Origin of the sequence: Paenibacillus sp. JJ1722, assembly GCF_048282685.1 — a bacterium.
GTDB classification, from domain to species: Bacteria; Bacillota; Bacilli; order Paenibacillales; family Paenibacillaceae; genus Paenibacillus; species Paenibacillus polymyxa_B.
The window spans coordinates 3,353,178-3,367,937 of the sequence record NZ_CP182500.1 but is presented as its reverse complement, the minus strand read 5'-3'; the positions used below and the strand labels follow the sequence as shown (position 1 = coordinate 3,367,937).

At 40.4% G+C, this 14,760-nt stretch carries 21 protein-coding genes and 3 pseudogenes; 17 read left to right on the top strand and 7 right to left on the bottom strand.

Going from position 1 to position 14,760, the window contains the following annotated elements:
• Positions 1 to 5: 5 nt before the first annotated feature.
• Positions 6 to 905: a hypothetical protein gene (locus tag ACM1ND_RS14850; RefSeq protein ID WP_418026207.1), complete on the top strand. Its 900-nt coding sequence runs from the start codon at positions 6 to 8 to the stop codon at positions 903 to 905.
• 105 nt (positions 906 to 1,010) lie between these two features.
• Here the strand turns inward: ACM1ND_RS14850 and ACM1ND_RS14845 are convergent, their stop codons facing one another.
• Positions 1,011 to 1,358 carry a hypothetical protein gene (locus ACM1ND_RS14845; protein WP_152381849.1) on the bottom strand — a complete coding sequence of 116 codons (348 nt, stop codon included), beginning with the start codon at positions 1,356 to 1,358 and terminating at the stop codon, positions 1,011 to 1,013.
• Between the two features lie 158 nt (positions 1,359 to 1,516).
• On the opposite strand from ACM1ND_RS14845, the gene ACM1ND_RS14840 reads away from it, so the two are divergent.
• The 5 genes from ACM1ND_RS14840 to ACM1ND_RS14820 all read left to right on the top strand — a co-directional run bounded on the left by ACM1ND_RS14840 (position 1,517) and on the right by ACM1ND_RS14820 (position 3,672).
• On the top strand, positions 1,517 to 1,849 hold the full coding sequence (locus ACM1ND_RS14840) for a YolD-like family protein (protein WP_418026206.1): 333 nt from the start codon (positions 1,517 to 1,519) through the stop codon (positions 1,847 to 1,849).
• 124 nt (positions 1,850 to 1,973) lie between these two features.
• Positions 1,974 to 2,606, top strand: a complete 633-nt coding sequence (locus ACM1ND_RS14835) for a hypothetical protein (protein ID WP_418026205.1) — start codon at positions 1,974 to 1,976, stop codon at positions 2,604 to 2,606.
• On the top strand, positions 2,584 to 3,138 hold the full coding sequence (locus tag ACM1ND_RS14830; RefSeq protein ID WP_418026204.1) for an accessory gene regulator ArgB-like protein: 555 nt from the start codon (positions 2,584 to 2,586) through the stop codon (positions 3,136 to 3,138). Before ACM1ND_RS14835 ends, ACM1ND_RS14830 begins: the two co-directional genes overlap by 23 nt.
• A complete protein-coding gene (locus ACM1ND_RS14825) occupies positions 3,116 to 3,262 on the top strand; it encodes a cyclic lactone autoinducer peptide (RefSeq protein ID WP_153794850.1) in 147 nt (48 codons plus the stop codon). Before ACM1ND_RS14830 ends, ACM1ND_RS14825 begins: the two co-directional genes overlap by 23 nt.
• Before the next feature lie 14 nt (positions 3,263 to 3,276).
• Positions 3,277 to 3,672: a LytTR family transcriptional regulator DNA-binding domain-containing protein gene (locus tag ACM1ND_RS14820; RefSeq protein WP_418026203.1), complete on the top strand. Its 396-nt coding sequence runs from the start codon at positions 3,277 to 3,279 to the stop codon at positions 3,670 to 3,672.
• Positions 3,673 to 3,991: 319 nt separating this feature from the next.
• Here ACM1ND_RS14820 and ACM1ND_RS14815 read toward each other — a convergent pair whose 3' ends face one another.
• Positions 3,992 to 4,204 (bottom strand): helix-turn-helix domain-containing protein, encoded by a 213-nt coding sequence (locus tag ACM1ND_RS14815; RefSeq protein ID WP_418026202.1) that lies wholly within the window; start codon positions 4,202 to 4,204, stop codon positions 3,992 to 3,994.
• Between the two features lie 722 nt (positions 4,205 to 4,926).
• Between ACM1ND_RS14815 and ACM1ND_RS14810 the strand changes: the two are divergent.
• Positions 4,927 to 5,061: pseudogene (locus tag ACM1ND_RS14810) on the top strand (DNA polymerase III subunit beta); the annotation flags it as partial.
• A gap of 229 nt (positions 5,062 to 5,290) precedes the next feature.
• Here the strand turns inward: ACM1ND_RS14810 and ACM1ND_RS14805 are convergent.
• Both ACM1ND_RS14805 and ACM1ND_RS14800 read right to left on the bottom strand, forming a co-directional pair.
• A complete protein-coding gene (locus tag ACM1ND_RS14805; protein ID WP_254664506.1) occupies positions 5,291 to 5,647 on the bottom strand; it encodes a DUF6199 family natural product biosynthesis protein in 357 nt (118 codons plus the stop codon).
• Positions 5,631 to 6,065, bottom strand: coding sequence for a hypothetical protein (locus tag ACM1ND_RS14800; protein WP_023989036.1), 435 nt, complete (start codon positions 6,063 to 6,065; stop codon positions 5,631 to 5,633). Before ACM1ND_RS14800 ends, ACM1ND_RS14805 begins: the two co-directional genes overlap by 17 nt.
• A gap of 471 nt (positions 6,066 to 6,536) precedes the next feature.
• On the opposite strand from ACM1ND_RS14800, the gene ACM1ND_RS14795 reads away from it, so the two are divergent.
• The 5 genes from ACM1ND_RS14795 to ACM1ND_RS14775 all read left to right on the top strand — a co-directional run bounded on the left by ACM1ND_RS14795 (position 6,537) and on the right by ACM1ND_RS14775 (position 8,018).
• Positions 6,537 to 6,734 carry a hypothetical protein gene (locus ACM1ND_RS14795; RefSeq protein WP_341057619.1) on the top strand — a complete coding sequence of 66 codons (198 nt, stop codon included), beginning with the start codon at positions 6,537 to 6,539 and terminating at the stop codon, positions 6,732 to 6,734.
• A 123-nt stretch (positions 6,735 to 6,857) separates the two neighbouring features.
• Positions 6,858 to 7,133 carry a hypothetical protein gene (locus tag ACM1ND_RS14790; protein ID WP_341057621.1) on the top strand — a complete coding sequence of 92 codons (276 nt, stop codon included), beginning with the start codon at positions 6,858 to 6,860 and terminating at the stop codon, positions 7,131 to 7,133.
• Between the two features lie 54 nt (positions 7,134 to 7,187).
• Positions 7,188 to 7,400 carry a hypothetical protein gene (locus ACM1ND_RS14785; RefSeq protein WP_028540714.1) on the top strand — a complete coding sequence of 71 codons (213 nt, stop codon included), beginning with the start codon at positions 7,188 to 7,190 and terminating at the stop codon, positions 7,398 to 7,400.
• Between the two features lie 151 nt (positions 7,401 to 7,551).
• A complete protein-coding gene (locus ACM1ND_RS14780; RefSeq protein WP_155613684.1) occupies positions 7,552 to 7,722 on the top strand; it encodes a hypothetical protein in 171 nt (56 codons plus the stop codon).
• Positions 7,723 to 7,892: 170 nt separating this feature from the next.
• Entirely contained in the window at positions 7,893 to 8,018 is a 126-nt protein-coding gene (locus tag ACM1ND_RS14775) for a hypothetical protein (protein ID WP_341057622.1), read from the top strand.
• A 61-nt stretch (positions 8,019 to 8,079) separates the two neighbouring features.
• Here the strand turns inward: ACM1ND_RS14775 and ACM1ND_RS14770 are convergent, their stop codons facing one another.
• Complete coding sequence (locus ACM1ND_RS14770; protein WP_023989029.1) at positions 8,080 to 8,406, bottom strand: hypothetical protein; 327 nt, start codon at positions 8,404 to 8,406, stop codon at positions 8,080 to 8,082.
• A 135-nt stretch (positions 8,407 to 8,541) separates the two neighbouring features.
• On the opposite strand from ACM1ND_RS14770, the pseudogene ACM1ND_RS14765 reads away from it, so the two are divergent.
• The 4 genes and pseudogenes from ACM1ND_RS14765 to ACM1ND_RS14750 all read left to right on the top strand — a co-directional run bounded on the left by ACM1ND_RS14765 (position 8,542) and on the right by ACM1ND_RS14750 (position 11,069).
• A pseudogene (locus ACM1ND_RS14765) lies at positions 8,542 to 9,180 on the top strand (hypothetical protein).
• Between the two features lie 282 nt (positions 9,181 to 9,462).
• Positions 9,463 to 9,720, top strand: a complete 258-nt coding sequence (locus ACM1ND_RS14760) for a YdcF family protein (protein WP_075154283.1) — start codon at positions 9,463 to 9,465, stop codon at positions 9,718 to 9,720.
• A gap of 56 nt (positions 9,721 to 9,776) precedes the next feature.
• A complete protein-coding gene (locus tag ACM1ND_RS14755; RefSeq protein WP_023989026.1) occupies positions 9,777 to 10,232 on the top strand; it encodes a DinB family protein in 456 nt (151 codons plus the stop codon).
• Between the two features lie 666 nt (positions 10,233 to 10,898).
• A complete protein-coding gene (locus ACM1ND_RS14750; RefSeq protein ID WP_418028033.1) occupies positions 10,899 to 11,069 on the top strand; it encodes a DNA methyltransferase in 171 nt (56 codons plus the stop codon).
• Positions 11,070 to 11,185: 116 nt separating this feature from the next.
• On the opposite strand, the pseudogene ACM1ND_RS14745 reads toward ACM1ND_RS14750, so the two are convergent.
• Positions 11,186 to 11,742, bottom strand: a pseudogene (locus ACM1ND_RS14745) (MepB family protein).
• Positions 11,743 to 12,224: 482 nt separating this feature from the next.
• Here ACM1ND_RS14745 and ACM1ND_RS14740 point away from each other — a divergent pair.
• On the top strand, positions 12,225 to 12,995 hold the full coding sequence (locus tag ACM1ND_RS14740; protein WP_418026201.1) for a collagen-like protein: 771 nt from the start codon (positions 12,225 to 12,227) through the stop codon (positions 12,993 to 12,995).
• 561 nt (positions 12,996 to 13,556) lie between these two features.
• On the opposite strand, the gene ACM1ND_RS14735 is transcribed toward ACM1ND_RS14740, so the two are convergent.
• A complete protein-coding gene (locus ACM1ND_RS14735; RefSeq protein WP_081391287.1) occupies positions 13,557 to 13,799 on the bottom strand; it encodes an IS3 family transposase in 243 nt (80 codons plus the stop codon).
• Positions 13,800 to 14,760 lie beyond the last annotated feature (961 nt).

The following is a 14,760-nucleotide window of genomic DNA, read 5'->3' as shown; positions in this document are numbered from 1 at the left end:
GAAGTATGTTGTTTGAGGAAATATGGCAAGCTGACATGGATGGTAATGGTGTTCTCCCATTAATTAAGGGTGTCAGCGATTCGGAGCGAAACGATGAAAAAGGCTATGTAATTGTGGATATGAATCCTCTCTCAGGCAGAGGAGGAAGGGGCGAACGGGATAGAGAAGTGAATGTACTCACAAATGTCACTATTCCAGAAGAAAAAATGGCATCGTACAATATATTCCAGAAATTTCACAATAATTATGATTGGCATGAAAGAGAAAATGATCCTGTTACTGAGGAGGAAGAAAATGAAATTCGTGAGTTGCTTGAATTTAGTATTAAAACCCCACCGATGAAGATTGTGCGTGATTATGCTCTGGAAAAAGGAATTATAAGTAACCGCACTTCAGATGAAGAGTGGTTGGAACAACTAAAAGGCATTTGGTTTGGACAGTATCGACGAAATAGTACATCAGCTTTTGAACATATCTTTATGGGCGAACAAAAAGCAAATGATCTAAATGGTCATCACTTTTGGTACCATTACTATATTAATGATGGTCCTTTTGAGGTGACTCATGTTAAGGATGCAATTCGTTACTTAAAAACAGTTGAAGTTGTTCGCGTTGAACAGTCACACCTGGCTGAGGTTATAACCATTAAATACAATTATGAAGAGGTTGATTCTGCTGGTAATAAAACGGTTCTACACAAAAAGAAAGGTGGTTTTTTTGTTGGAACCAGCACTGAAGGGCTACTTGCACTTGGTACGGCTGCATTTTTCGACGGTCGGGAAAGTATTCCCATGGAATTAAACAAAGAGAAATATGATTTGGCTGTTTTTAGAGCAGATGAAGATCAAACTAAGTTTCGGACTTTCTTCCCTAAAATTAAACAGCCTGCTCGGGTAGGGCGTTAACTAAATCTGCACCATCGGTAGACGGGTGTTTTTAGCCTCTGGTTACTTCAAACACCAGGAAAAAGCTCTGCTAACCTTAACTGGTCGGCAGAGCTTTTTGGTTTTTCAGAAGCATTTTTTGATTAACGTTTTATATATTTTTTCATCAACTTCAATAAGGCTGCGTTTTCCATCTTTAAACTGTAGGGCAATCGTATGGACCCCTATTTGTTTAGCAGAAAGACCGGCAAGCAATCCTACTGGGCCAAGTAAGAAACCTCCAACTAAGCCTCTACCTACTGCGCTGGCTGCACTCTTTGTATGCGTTTCGTCCATAACTTCATATTTTTCAATCGTTTCCTTATCCAAATTAAAAGACGAAAAAAGGCCTGTAGATAACATTACCATTCCGAAATTCTGCGAAATCATTTTACCGTTGTAATCTCCCGCGATCACACGATTTTTAGCCCCCATCTCGCTCCCACCCCTACATAAGTAAATATTTGTATTTAGTCTATCAGACCTAGGAATATTTTTCTAGTACAAAAGTTTTATAGGGAAGGATAAAAAAACTTGTTAGGAACAAATGTTCGTAATATAATCGTTACATAATACATCAGGAGGCTACATACATGGGAAAGAAACTTGAGGGTAATGGTTTATGGGAAAGTTCGCGGATCATCATACCAGAACATAAAGAGGCTTATTTAAAGCTCATGCAGGATCGCCAGCGCCGTGGGAAACCGGAATTGGACGATCAGGAAGTGCAACTCATTGAGCAGGCGCTAATAGAGTCCTACAACTCACGCCAGCCTGTCAGCGTGACTGTATTTAGCCCGTTTGACGATGAGGTCATGACTGGTGTGATAACAGTAATCAACACGGCTAGACGCGAAGTAAAGCTATCTCGTGGGGAAGATGATTTTAGTTGGATTAAGCTAGAGGATATTGTTTCGACAAGCTAAAAATAATTACCTCACATAATACATAAATACTTCCATTTAACATGGTAATTGGATTGCCTCTAACAAGTAACAAATATAGAATTAAAGCATATTTGTTACCAATTATGTGAAGGGGTTATGTGTTATGTGGGAGCCTATGAGGTTCTTGCTTTTTTCGACTGTAGAAACATTTGCAGCGTTTGTTTTAATGTTAACTATTTTCAGGGTTAGGGCTTTAGACTATGTATGGCCTGCGTTGTTTATTGGATTAATAATGAACTTACAAAGTTTCATTTTAAGGGAAGAAACATCCTTAGCTTTTTTTGCTCCTACCATTAACATTATATTGTTCACTTTGTTGATTACTACTGTTGTAAGGATGCCTATTATTTGGGCAGCTATTATCTCCATTACAGGCACGTTTCTGTATACGTTATTCCAAGCAGTAATTATATTGATACTCTTTGGAACCTTGACAACAGAAATGCAGACCTCAGCAGAGGGATCGTTGGCTCAAGCGGTAACCAGTGCATGGGTATTAGCCATTTCGTGGTTTTTGTATAAGTTTAAGATAGGCTTTACAGCAGATTATGAAAACCTTCGTTTTAGGTGGGAACACGTACTTGTTGTTATCTTGATAGTCGGGGTACTAGCATCTTGTACATTTATGTTTTACTTCAACAATTTCTTTCTGAGTATTTTATTTATAGCTTTGGCTTCTGCCATGTTTTTATATTATGCGCTAAGAACGGAACGTGAATATTATAAAAAACCTTGACTCCATCGCCCTTGATATTGCAAAGCACATCAAAACTGTTGTCCCCGATCATCCGGCATCTGTGAATGTTTTAAAACATGGTATAGCCGTTGTGATCAACACAGTTTCCATCATTTTATTAACTATTGGAATTTCGTTTTTCACGGGTAAGGTCCTAGAAGCTATAGTGGCAATGATTTCTTTTTCTTTACTCCGCCAGGTTGTAGGGGGGATGCATTTAAAGAGTAATCTAACATGCATAGTTGTATCAACGGTTTTGCTTACCGCTTTATCTTTTGCAAATTTTAACTACAATTGGGTCATAATTACGTCGATATTAAGTATGATACTGGTCTTAATCTATGCCCCATCACGGATAGAAGGAAGGACTCGTATACCAAGACGATATTACCCATTGCTAAAGTGTATAGGAGTTGCAATTGTTACCCTTAATTTGTGGTTGGCTAGTCCGGTAGTAGCCGCTAGTTTTTTTGTTCAGAGTTTAACACTAATAGAAGGAGGTGTGAAAAATGAAGAAAACCAAACTGAGTAAAGTGAAAGCTGGTATGTATTACAATGTTGCAGCAGTCCTCACAACTCTTGCAGTTGCATCTGTAAGCACAGCAAGCCTGTCGTGGATTCATAGTCCAGAGCCACCGAAAGAATTGTTAAAATAAAGTGGGGAATTGAAATGCTAAATTTAACTGCATCAGCAGACCCTGAAGGTTTTATCGATGGCGAAAACGTACCAGTGGATAAGGTTCTTTTTATATCTAAAGGGCGTAAAAGGAATCAGATTTTAGTACACACATTTGAAAAAACCTATTACATGATTGGAACTCTAAGACATTGGGAAAATTACCTGAATAGCAACGGATTCAAATTTTTGAATGTAGATAGAAGTAACACGCTGAATGTGGAAAATGTAAAAATCGTTAATGGCATTTTCAAAGACGCTTACTTTGAGTGCGATGTAACTAAAACATCAAAAAGGTGCCCAATTTCACATCATCGGTTTGATGAAGTAGTTGAAGAAATGGGCTTCGTGAATTCGAGAATAATTATCACTGGAGCTGCTACTAAATAGCGGCTCTTTTTGTCGAAAACTATTGTCTTTAAATGTCGAAACTTGTAACACATTCAGCGGCTGAATTTTTGTTGCCAAAACACCTAATATTGGGATTTAATAGTAGTATGGTTATGGCAAAATAATATTTGTAGGATTATTGGTATAATCATCTTGTGGTCTTTAAATATAAGTAAACAGGAGGGGATAGAGAAGTGCTTGTCCGATAATACATGCTACATAAAAAAAGAGCGAAAGGGCATGGGGCGCAGCAACTTAAGGAAGAGGCGGAACTATGGATTAGCCATAGTTTTTCCCGAGGGAGAGCCGACAGGCAGGCTCACTCATAGATCAGTTCGTATAGCTCCTCGACCTGACAGTCAAGAGCAAACGCAATATTGAACATTACATCAGCTGACATTTTATCTCTATTGTTCGCCCAATTTGAGATCAATTGTTCGCTGTACCCTGTTCGTTTAGCAAGATCGACTTGCTTCATACGACGTTCTTTGAGTAAGATTTTTAGTCGGCATCTCCCACGGGAGATTTTCAATCAGAGATCCTCCAGTAGGCATCTATTCGTGCAAATTATATCACTGAGAGGCACTCCAGTAAATACGACAAAGGACGTGCATCAATGCAGACACACAGATTAAAGATTAAATGGGACGTAAAAAAGGAGAACGCTGAAATTTATACCCAATCCGTAATTCAGGTATTAGAGATTAAGCCGCCTGTTGTAATCTATGTAGAGGCTCCAACATGGAAGCACACATTTACTTTTACAACTGTTAGAGCGATATCAAAAGGAGCATAGAGGCGTACAGTAAGATCTCTATGCTCCTTTTGATATTTTAATAGTTCTGTATTCCGTCCCCCAATTTGTCCCCCAAACGCCCCCCGATTTGTGATAAGCTATGATATAATAAGAACACATGTTTTTATAAATTCTTCCGAAGTTCGTTATAGCACTGGATGATAAAATAATATGATGCTGCCGCACATATATCGCACCCAAGTGCATCAATGGGAACGTGATCAATATCTGACTCTTTACTAAAATGGGAATCCCTTGGCGCTCTAAGCGTTGAGGGATTTTTTTTTGTGTGTGTAATCCATCCGTCATTTGAGACTAATTAGTTCTCCCCCATAATCTCCCCACAAAAAATATTATTGAAATAGACCCTCGGTAAAAGACTCATATTTCTCCATGCTATTCATCTCTATTTTTGGAAATGTGTGCATAAACGTAGGCTGTGAAAAAATTTCAAACTAACGTTGAATGCAAAATATGTGTTGGATGCCTTGAAAGTCTTAGAAAACGAAGTCATTACACTCGGGTATACTGGCTCTTCTAAGCTACTCACACTCCAAAGTGATGAGTCGAGTTTCTACATTGTTCTTCTTTAAAGGGGGCTGGTTAGATGAGTAAATACTATGCGAGAAAAATGATTTTTACTACTTACTACAGCGGCAGACTGATCTTTGAAGATTAAGGAAGTTCGATTGCTGAAAGCTATGGATAGGAGACAGATTTCTGTTTTTGAAAACGTGAGCAGTGACATTTTGGGAGTCGCCGCCAAACAGCAAGTGCCTTATGGATGTGGGTAATTTGAGGATTGAAAACAGATAGTAGAACTTACAGGAATATAACCAAAAGTCCACATGTTAAAAAGAAGAACCCAAAGAGAATCGATACAGAGCCTCTAAATTTCATGTCATCAATGTAAGCATCACTTGGTTCTGAGTCACCTTTGATCTTCCAGGCTTCGTTTGCACGCCATCCCCAGGTGGGATTTCGTTTACTTAAAATACCAAGCGAGAAAAAAATAATCGCAATAAGAATAAGCATGAATCCCATTGGATCAGCCCCTTTAAGTAAACTATACCAAAAAAGAACGACAGATGGAAAGTATCGTCCCTCAAGGACGGATAGAAGAAAAATAAGAGGGCTTTGCCCTCCATCTGAAGGTGTAATTTTAATCTGAATAGGCAACCGCGTTAAAACTTTCTATTCCTATTCGGGTGGCATCCGCTGTGCAAAATAGATATAAGGTATACACCAATTCATTTGATGGTGGTAGAGGGACATTGTAATCGGAAGCATTAATGGTGACGACCTGCACAGCGTTGGGATTTGCCTCGGAGACACTAACAGAGTAAAGGGCATAAGCAACAGGAGAGTCGAGAGTGCCTCTAACAATAGAAATAGCAATAACGGAGTCAAATGGTGGAGTAGTGGGAAATGAAAGCTCAGCAATCCCAGATAATTGTACACGCATATTTTCCCCAGCGCCCGTCACGTCTAAGCCAAGCTCTGCAATGGCTACAGGAGTATTGGCTGGCAAGGGAATTGAGATTGTATTACCATAGCTTGCATTTTGAGATGTTCGAGCATCTAACAATCTAGTCATTATCTCATCTCCTTTTTGATAGTTTATGCAGAAGATATTCAGTGTTGAGGGCTTGGTGGATATGCCTCTAAGCTAATGCGGTGTATTGCGTCATTATCGGCCCCGAAGGGTAGAGAGGAAGGATACAAGATGGAACTTAGCGAGAAACAGTTGGAGAGTGTGAGCACGCTTTGTGCTTAACTACAACATGAAGCCGACAAAAACAATTTTTACTGTGACACGGTCGATCGGTTTGGAATGATCTTGTTGCTAAAGGGTTAGCTACGAAACGAGGCGGATGGGATGAGAAAAGTGCATATTTTCGCCTGACATATGAAGATGCGAAGACCGTTTATACAAAGCCAATGCCATGAAAGTATTTTGGAGTATTGCATTAAAAAGTTTTGAACCCATAGGGGACAAGAAGGAGGAGCAACTTTCCATAAAGGAGAGAGACACAATGCATCCCCTATACCAAAGGAGAGATAACCCGTGAGTAAATACAAAGTGTATGAAACAGTAGCGGTGAGACAGTTGGTATATCTAGGAGAATACGAAGGGAATAGAATGCGTGAGATCGGAGCGCAGATTCGGTCTGAAAAGCCCAATATGATCATAACCCCACAAGAAATAGAAGAATTAGGGGGATTAGAACTGATTGACATAGATATTAGACAAATATACCTATAATGAGCGATAAGCACAGTGGGGTAATACACCTCAAACGCTACATAGAGCGGTTTTACGTGGATGGGGTAGGGAGTAACCACCAATACAATACGCTCACCCAGGAACGTTGGAAGGATGATAGATATGAATCTGTGGCCGATATCGGCTATTAAACAAGATGGTAAGTCCAGATGTGCCAACTGCGGAAAGCCGATAAGCGAAGCTAGAGAAAAACTTACAGGCAGGTTATACGATGGGGAGTTTGCTTGCTGTCGGGAATGTGATGATGAACATGAAGAATTAGGCAGCAGCCCCATTGAACATGGGATAAGATATCGTGATTTGAATATTAAGCCTATACAGGGTGTCGGTCACACGGCACCAAAGGGAGAATATATAGATGAAAATCGTAGTGAATAATGAGCAGGAAGCGGACTGCGTCGCTTCTTCCAAGACGGACACGAATATTCGATCATGGACTTGATCAAATCAGAAAAGGAAAAACAAGAAGACACAGAAGACTTGCAAGGAGAAGATTTTCGCATTTTGGCAGAAGGATTATTTTGGTCAGAACTGCATATAGAGATTGATCGAAAAGAAGAAGAACTGAAATTTCGAAGACGACGATTGGGTGACAGGAGAATGCATACACTGTGGTACTCATACGACGGGAAACAATCGCGATGAAGATTAACCTATAGTGAGTGGAAAGCGATGGATTCTCCTGAATCGCGGGCTACTTGGCGATGCGAGGATTGTTACAATCGTCTATGTCCGTGCTGCTCAGAACATCTTATAGGAGACGATGAAGACGACGAATGCTGGGGGAGGAACAACAATGACAGATAAACCAGACTGGGAAAAGCGAATGGATTACTGGATACTGGAAGCCGAAAAAGAAAAAAGTTGGGTAGATGATATAGAAAAACGGTTGTATTTTTCGAACACCGAAAATGAAATTATTGAAAGGAAACATAAAGGTACTCGTCGATACTCAAAAGGAATCTGAATCCCTAATACAACAAAGGATGCAGAGATAGCCAGACTAAACGGGTCACTCATGAAAGCCTTCCAGCTGTGGACTGATTATTTTAATGCACCGAACGCAGAGGGCAAAGCGTGTATTAATATCGAGTTATCTAAAGTGTTTGCGAATGCGGCGGTCAAGGAGGATGCCACATGATACGCGCATATACCACTATATTAGCTGCTGTACTGTTGTTTATAGGTGTATTACAAGTAGATAGGTATATGTTGATTGAGACTGTGCCGGCAAGCGAGGTGAGGATTAAATATGGCAAATAATAACGATGAAAAAAGTAAGCACCTTTGAAAAAAAGTGCTTACTTTAAAGTTAGTTTTATTATTAAGGGAATATTTTGTAAATGTAGCCTTGATATAATGGGCATACTTTGTTGTTGCCTTTTTGTTGCCATTTATATAAATTAATATTTCCTCCAAATCCTCCTGTCATGTAAAATTTTTGAGTTGGAACTGTCGATTTCATATCCTCTTTAACTGTTGCACCTCTGATGCCACTTACCCATTTTTTGTTCCCTTGAGGCGGATCATATGGTGACTGAGAAGAAATATTTGCTGAAGTTGGGGCTTGTTCTGCAAAACCTAAAGACGGTACAGACAATGCCCCAAGAAGAACTGTGCCAGCAGCCAAAGCAATAATAGATTTTCTCAAAAGTAAAGCCTCCTTAGTTTGTTTTCTTCGTATGCAAACTATGGTGTAAGGTAATTATAGTGTTTTGATTTACATATATCTACCAAAAATAACGATTTCACCAAATTATCACATTATATAAAGGAATGATAAACGATGAATGACGATCAAATGTGTATAGTTAATAGTCTTGAAGATGAGTCTTCTGATACACAAAAGATAATCCAGGTAAACTTTTTTTCGGACATTGAGCAGGAAGATATTCGAAAAACAAAGTGGCTTCTTAGTAAGTATGTTGATATGATCGAGGTGATCAAAAACTATGAGTTTGCTCTCCAGTAGATTGAAAACGGAATGTATGCGTATGAGTTACTTTCCGCCGAGGGGGCAATTGCAAAACGAGAGTCAGGTCAGGAGTTAACGGCAGGTGTAACAGCAAACGCTGTAATCCTAAAGGACAAACGGCATATGAATTACAAATTCTATCAATTCATCACAAACAATGTCCGCTTCGCCGTAAACAACATGAGGGATCCACACGAGGGACTTGCTGCTAAGCTGCTGTTCATAGACGGTAAAAAATACCTCAAGGCCCAGCAGTATATGGAGAAGGGATACAGAAAAGATGTGCCTAGTATCTCAGCCACGACATTTGCAGTTAAACGACGACGAGCGATTGTAAATATAGCAAACAGTCTTAAAATTAATCGGACTTTGGATTTTGTGGTTATTGACTATGGTCGGGGCCGCAACAAGGAAGGTGAAATCGGACTTAGGATGCCAGAATTAAATTAGACCGTAAGGGCTTAAGCCTTTGCGGTCTTTATTGAGGTGTCAGAAGAAAATAAAGTAATAGTCTTACGATGTTTCATTAAGCTAACGGTCAGGAAAATTTAACCAAAAAGAGAATAGATAGTCTTTGAATACTTCGAAAATACCGGATTCCAGAGGCGTTAATACTGAGGAGTTCTTCATATGTCATTCCCCTTTGAATGTATTAGTAATTTTATGTTTTTCTAAACGGAGTTGGAACAGTCAGACATTATATTAATTCCAGAAGCAAGTCATCCACAATTAATGGAAAGAGTCGCAACATTGTACCATAGCGGTATCGCTCAATTTATTCTACCTTCTGGTGGTACGACCCTTCATGTAGAAACAACCGAATGGGAGTTTCTAAAAAATGTCGGGGTAGCGTTAGGAGTACCTTCAGAATCATTACTTAAAGAAGATAAAGCAACTAATACCTTTGAAAATGTACGTTTCTCCTTGGAAGTGTTACAGCAACAAGGAATTCATCCAAAAAAGGTTGTTTTAGTTCATTCAAATGATTAAACTAACGAATAACAGTAGGTTCAAGTAATCGATGAAACGAAGAGGGGGGAACCGAAATGAAGACGATCAAGTGCATGATGGACCACCTGTACTGGGCGGACGAACGCATCTTGGACGTGCTTGAGAAGAGTGAGGTGAAGAACAAGGACCTTCTGAAGCTGGTTCGGCATGTCGCGGTCGCGGAACGAGTCTGGCTGTCCCGATTGCAGGGCAAGGGCAGCGCGCAATATTCGTTGTGGGAGGAAGCGGAAGACCTGACGGCGATCCGGACGATGTTCGAAGAAAACGCCGAGCAATATCGCGTCTATATCGAAGGGTTCGAGGAATCCGAGTTGGACGAGATGATCGACTATGCGAACCAGAGCGGGGTTCCGTTCCGAACGTCCGTCCGGGACATCCTGTCGCAGGTCCTCTTACATGGGCAATATCACCGGGGGCAGATCAACCGGGCACTTCGGATCGAATCGGCAGAGCCTGCCCAAGTCGATTACATCACGTTCGCGAGGCTCTAACAGGGCTAATAATCACCATTACTCGGAATGGGATTGGTATTGAACTAACGGGACACGTTAGTTTAATGGAACAGCGACAGTCTAGGACCTTTATTTTTTCATCCTTGGTTGTCGCTGTTCTAATTTCTAAGGTCAGTCTAAAACTTATTTTATGGAGTTTTCTTCGAACAATAAAGTTGTGTACTAGCGAGTCAACTACAATTATTTTCCCCTGTGCGATATACAATAAAGTTGTGTACCAAAATCCAATATTTGCGATTTATATTTTTTTTAATATTCTAAAAATATGTACGTTAAACCCTTATAAATATGTTCTCCTGTCTTTAACTTTTCAAATATTTCTTTACCATAATACCGCTCTCTATTTAAACCAAAGCAGCCGTCCTGATTTTAGCAAAGCCTGATGACACTTGTTCATCAGGCTTTTGTTTCTACTAAGAAACTTACGCTGTAATCATGCAACTTACAGCAGCAATCTATGTATTTCATCCATCTTCATACCAACGTGATTTTGAGGATGCGAATGCCGGTTCCTTTGGTTGGGCACAGTAGCATTTTAAGCATGAGGCGGTCTTTTACGCTCATCTGAAAAGCAAGGCTCCAACCTGATACGGTGATCGGACACAGACAACGGTATGGAAGGCTGGTCTTCCTGTTGAGGAACCGCTGCCTAGGACAGTATGGGAAGTTTCACGGGGCAATGTAAATAAGTATGTTCACCCCACTCAGATGCCCCTTGATCTACTAGCTATTCCCATTATGAATAGTAGCCAGCTTAGTGGCGTAGTTGTCAATTTCTTTGGCGGCAGCGGCTCTACCCTTATGGCCTGTGATTAGCTTGACCGCTGTTGCAGGACCATGGAACTGGACCCGGTATTTTGTGATGTGATTAAAATGCGATATCAGCAGGCAACCGGCATGGAGCCGGTACGTCTTTCTAATGTTGCAACACATTATTCTAAATCGTAAAGTACGTTTGCACGAGAAATGTCTATTGGTTCGTTTACAGGTATGTTAAGAAAATACTTTAACTGCCATGTCTGAGTTTTTTGAGCCTGAAGGCTTGTAGGCGTGTCCCATGGTGGATAAATACGTATTGCTCTTTTACCACCTTCACCTTTGTTAGATAATATTTTATGTTTAATCAGAATGGATTTTGGGAATACAATTGCCCCAAGCTACTGTCTTTACGTGCACTAATAACCAAAAAGTCGATTGGATCTGATACGTCATAGGGTTGTATTGGTCCATCCCCAATTCTCTTATATATAGTCACAAATTGCCCGATCTTTTTTGGAGTTGTCTTTGCAATACGGAATCGTATAGAGTGGGCATTTAAATTAAAGAAGTAGGCCCCATAGTCAGAGTTTTGTTTTTCTGGAATTGGTCCAGTACATTTAAAATTGCGTGGATTATAAACTGAAACTTTAGCGGCAAGCAGGTCGGTATGAATCTTATCAGATGCTGTCCATGAATTTTGGTCACCAGAAGATATTTCTTTGTTAACCATTGTTATTTATTCTCCCCCATATATAAAACCGTTGTTTAACGTAGCATTCACTATATTAATGTAACCGCAGATGGTTCACAAGTTTGTGTATATTCTGCCTAGTATAAATAAAAAGGGAGACGTGTGAACGTCTCCCCAATGACAATGGGACAGACAACGAATAGCAAGAGACACTACTACAGCGCGAAATAGAGTTCGTCGAGGGTATCCTTGATCAATGGTATAGTACCGAAAGATTGTTAAGGCTGGTATAGCTCAGTGGGTCAAAGACCTACAGGCTAGAAATATAAAAATGCAGATAGTGCAGAATCTGGATCGGTTGATTGAACTGGATATAAGCTTCAGAAGGATGAGCTGTAATAATGCTAACACGATAGAGTCAGACCTATGCCTATTTTCCCAAGATGAAGTCAACAGCCCAATCTTTTTGGTTAATTGCACAATAAACTACTTTGACTAGACTTTGGAGGTGATCATTAAATATGTTTCGACATTATTATTGGCAAAAGAAAATGCATCGGAGAAAATTTAGAAGATGTGTAGTTAAAAAAGTCAAAGTTTTACCGAAAGTTATTGTTAAAGGGATCCGAGGACCTCAAGGACCTCAAGGACCTCAAGGACCTCAGGGACCACAGGGACTGCCGGGTCCACAGGGAGTTCCAGGCGCTCAAGGCCAGCAAGGGCTACAAGGTTTTCAAGGAATTCCTGGACCAACAGGACCAGCAGGAGCAGTAGGTCCAGCAGGACCAGTGGGACCGGCAGGAGCGATAGGACCAGCAGGACCAGCGGGAACGGTAGGGGCGGTAGGACCAGCAGGAGCAACGGGGGCAGCAGGGCCTGCTGGCGCCGGGATATCAGACTTCTTAAGTGTTTTCCGAGCAGATCCTGGTACGGGAACCGACACAGTTCCGGGTAACTCACCAATTACCTTTACTGGAGTTTTGGCTAATGTTGGTGGTGCATTTACTTTCACTCCTCCATCTCCAACGATAACAATCAACGAAACGGGGAGCTATCTAATAGATTTTACAATTCATAACCAAGGCAATGCTGACTTTAACCTTACCGTAAATGGATTCCCTGTTACCCCAGTACCTTTCACGGGTAACGGTGGCGGACCAACTTCGGCAGAAGTCATTATTACTGTAGGGGTCGTTCCTACAACTATTCAATTAGTAAATGCAAATGCAACCCCAGCCCAACTTCATAACTTTACCAATACTACTCTTACTATATTAAAGTTGACTATTTAAGCCATTCTTAATGATATATAGAACATTATATGTAGCCGCTTTAGAAAAGACTGTACGATTTCATATCGTCAGTTTGTCTAATTACACTCATAGTAAGCAGACGTATTTATGGGGGGGATTGTGTAGCATGGCAAGAGAACGTAGTGGTAGTAATAAGATCCATTAAACATTACCACTACTCCAAAGCCTATCTTTAAAGTTAAAATGGAAAATCCGTAGTAACATGGTAAAAAGCAATGATATTATTCAGACATAGAAATATGGATGCTAAGAAGGTCAGGAAACTTTTCCTACCTTCTTTTTTTGTTGTGACAAAATAGGAACTATTGCTTTGATCCGTCAGAAACGACAACTCATGAGCGGCAATCAATATAAATTTTCTTTTTCGATTGGTCGCGAAAAATGGGAAGCTACAGAAGAACGGGCCGAGGTCGATTGGCCTAAAGTTTAGGCATTGCATCAAGTCGCTATCTGATCTTGGTTTCTTCGCAAAGTAAATTAAGAAGCATCCGCAATCATGAAGTGACCCCTGTCAAGCAGACAGCTATCAAAAAGCAATAATTAAGCAGCCTGAGTCCTGTACTCATAAGGAGTCAGGTTGTTTAGTTTCTCTTGAAAGCGTTCATGGTTGTAGAAATGGATATACTTCTGGATGGCATGCTCCACCTGTTGAGCTGAGGCGAGAGGTATATTGAAATCCTTGGTCGCTATGCAGTAAGACCTCGCGCGTCCTGTCGCTTCCTTGCCTTTTTCACCGTATCTAACACCAGGCTCAAATCTTTCTGCGGCTGATCTGGTAGGCAACCATTACGTTGTTAAGAAGATCCTGAATCGCGGAAAGGAGAGTCTCTGTTCATTGAACATGAGGTAAGTGATGTCCGTTACCCACTTTTGATTCGGCTGGTCAGCCTTAAACTCCCGGTTCAGATGATTGCCAGAAACAACGTAGGCTACTTTCTTACCATAGTAGCACGATGCTATGTCCCTTACTAAGCAATTCTTGGATCACCGCAAACTTTTTACTCTTGGGTACAGCATCCATTCCTCCTTTCACATTTGCAAGAGCCTTTTTAGCATTTCATTTTCCGCTTCGAGGCGTTTCAGCTTGACCTCCGGATATTCGGGTCGTGTTCGAGGTCTGCCGATGCCTGGCCCTTTTGCTTTGCCTCGTTTTTCCTCTAGACCATTAACTTACTTATCTTCTCTTAGAAAAGGAAACCGGGATCGGCAAGAATACATGGATCTGGCGTATACCTGAAGCAATCCATGATTTAAACAAGCGAATCCCAAGGACTATCGAATTAACAGAAAATGATGATGTATACTTTCCAAATATTGAACAAATCTTTGAAGTTTACAAAAATGACAAGAACAGAATATTTAACGAGCTTCACTTCATCGAAGCAACTTTCATTTAGCATTATAATGAGGCTAAGAGTCTAAAAGAGGGGCTTAACCAGCCTAAAGATAATTTGATTATGCTTGATAATAAAAACAGAAAACATACGAGTTTGGAAAATTTGGGGAGCTATATTTGAAACTGAGGAATCTAATCCTGCGAAAAAAAATTTAACCTTTCAAACATGAAAAACAGGTTAGCCATATATTCAAAAAGGACCGATAGGTCCTTTTTTGTTTGAACAGAGCGGGTGAATCTTCTAAGACTATGATTTTGAAATCTGGGATGAGCGTTATAAGCCCCCGCATTTTACACAGCGTTGTAAATGCTTCAAATCTTATTCTGAAATCATTGTCCATCTAACCC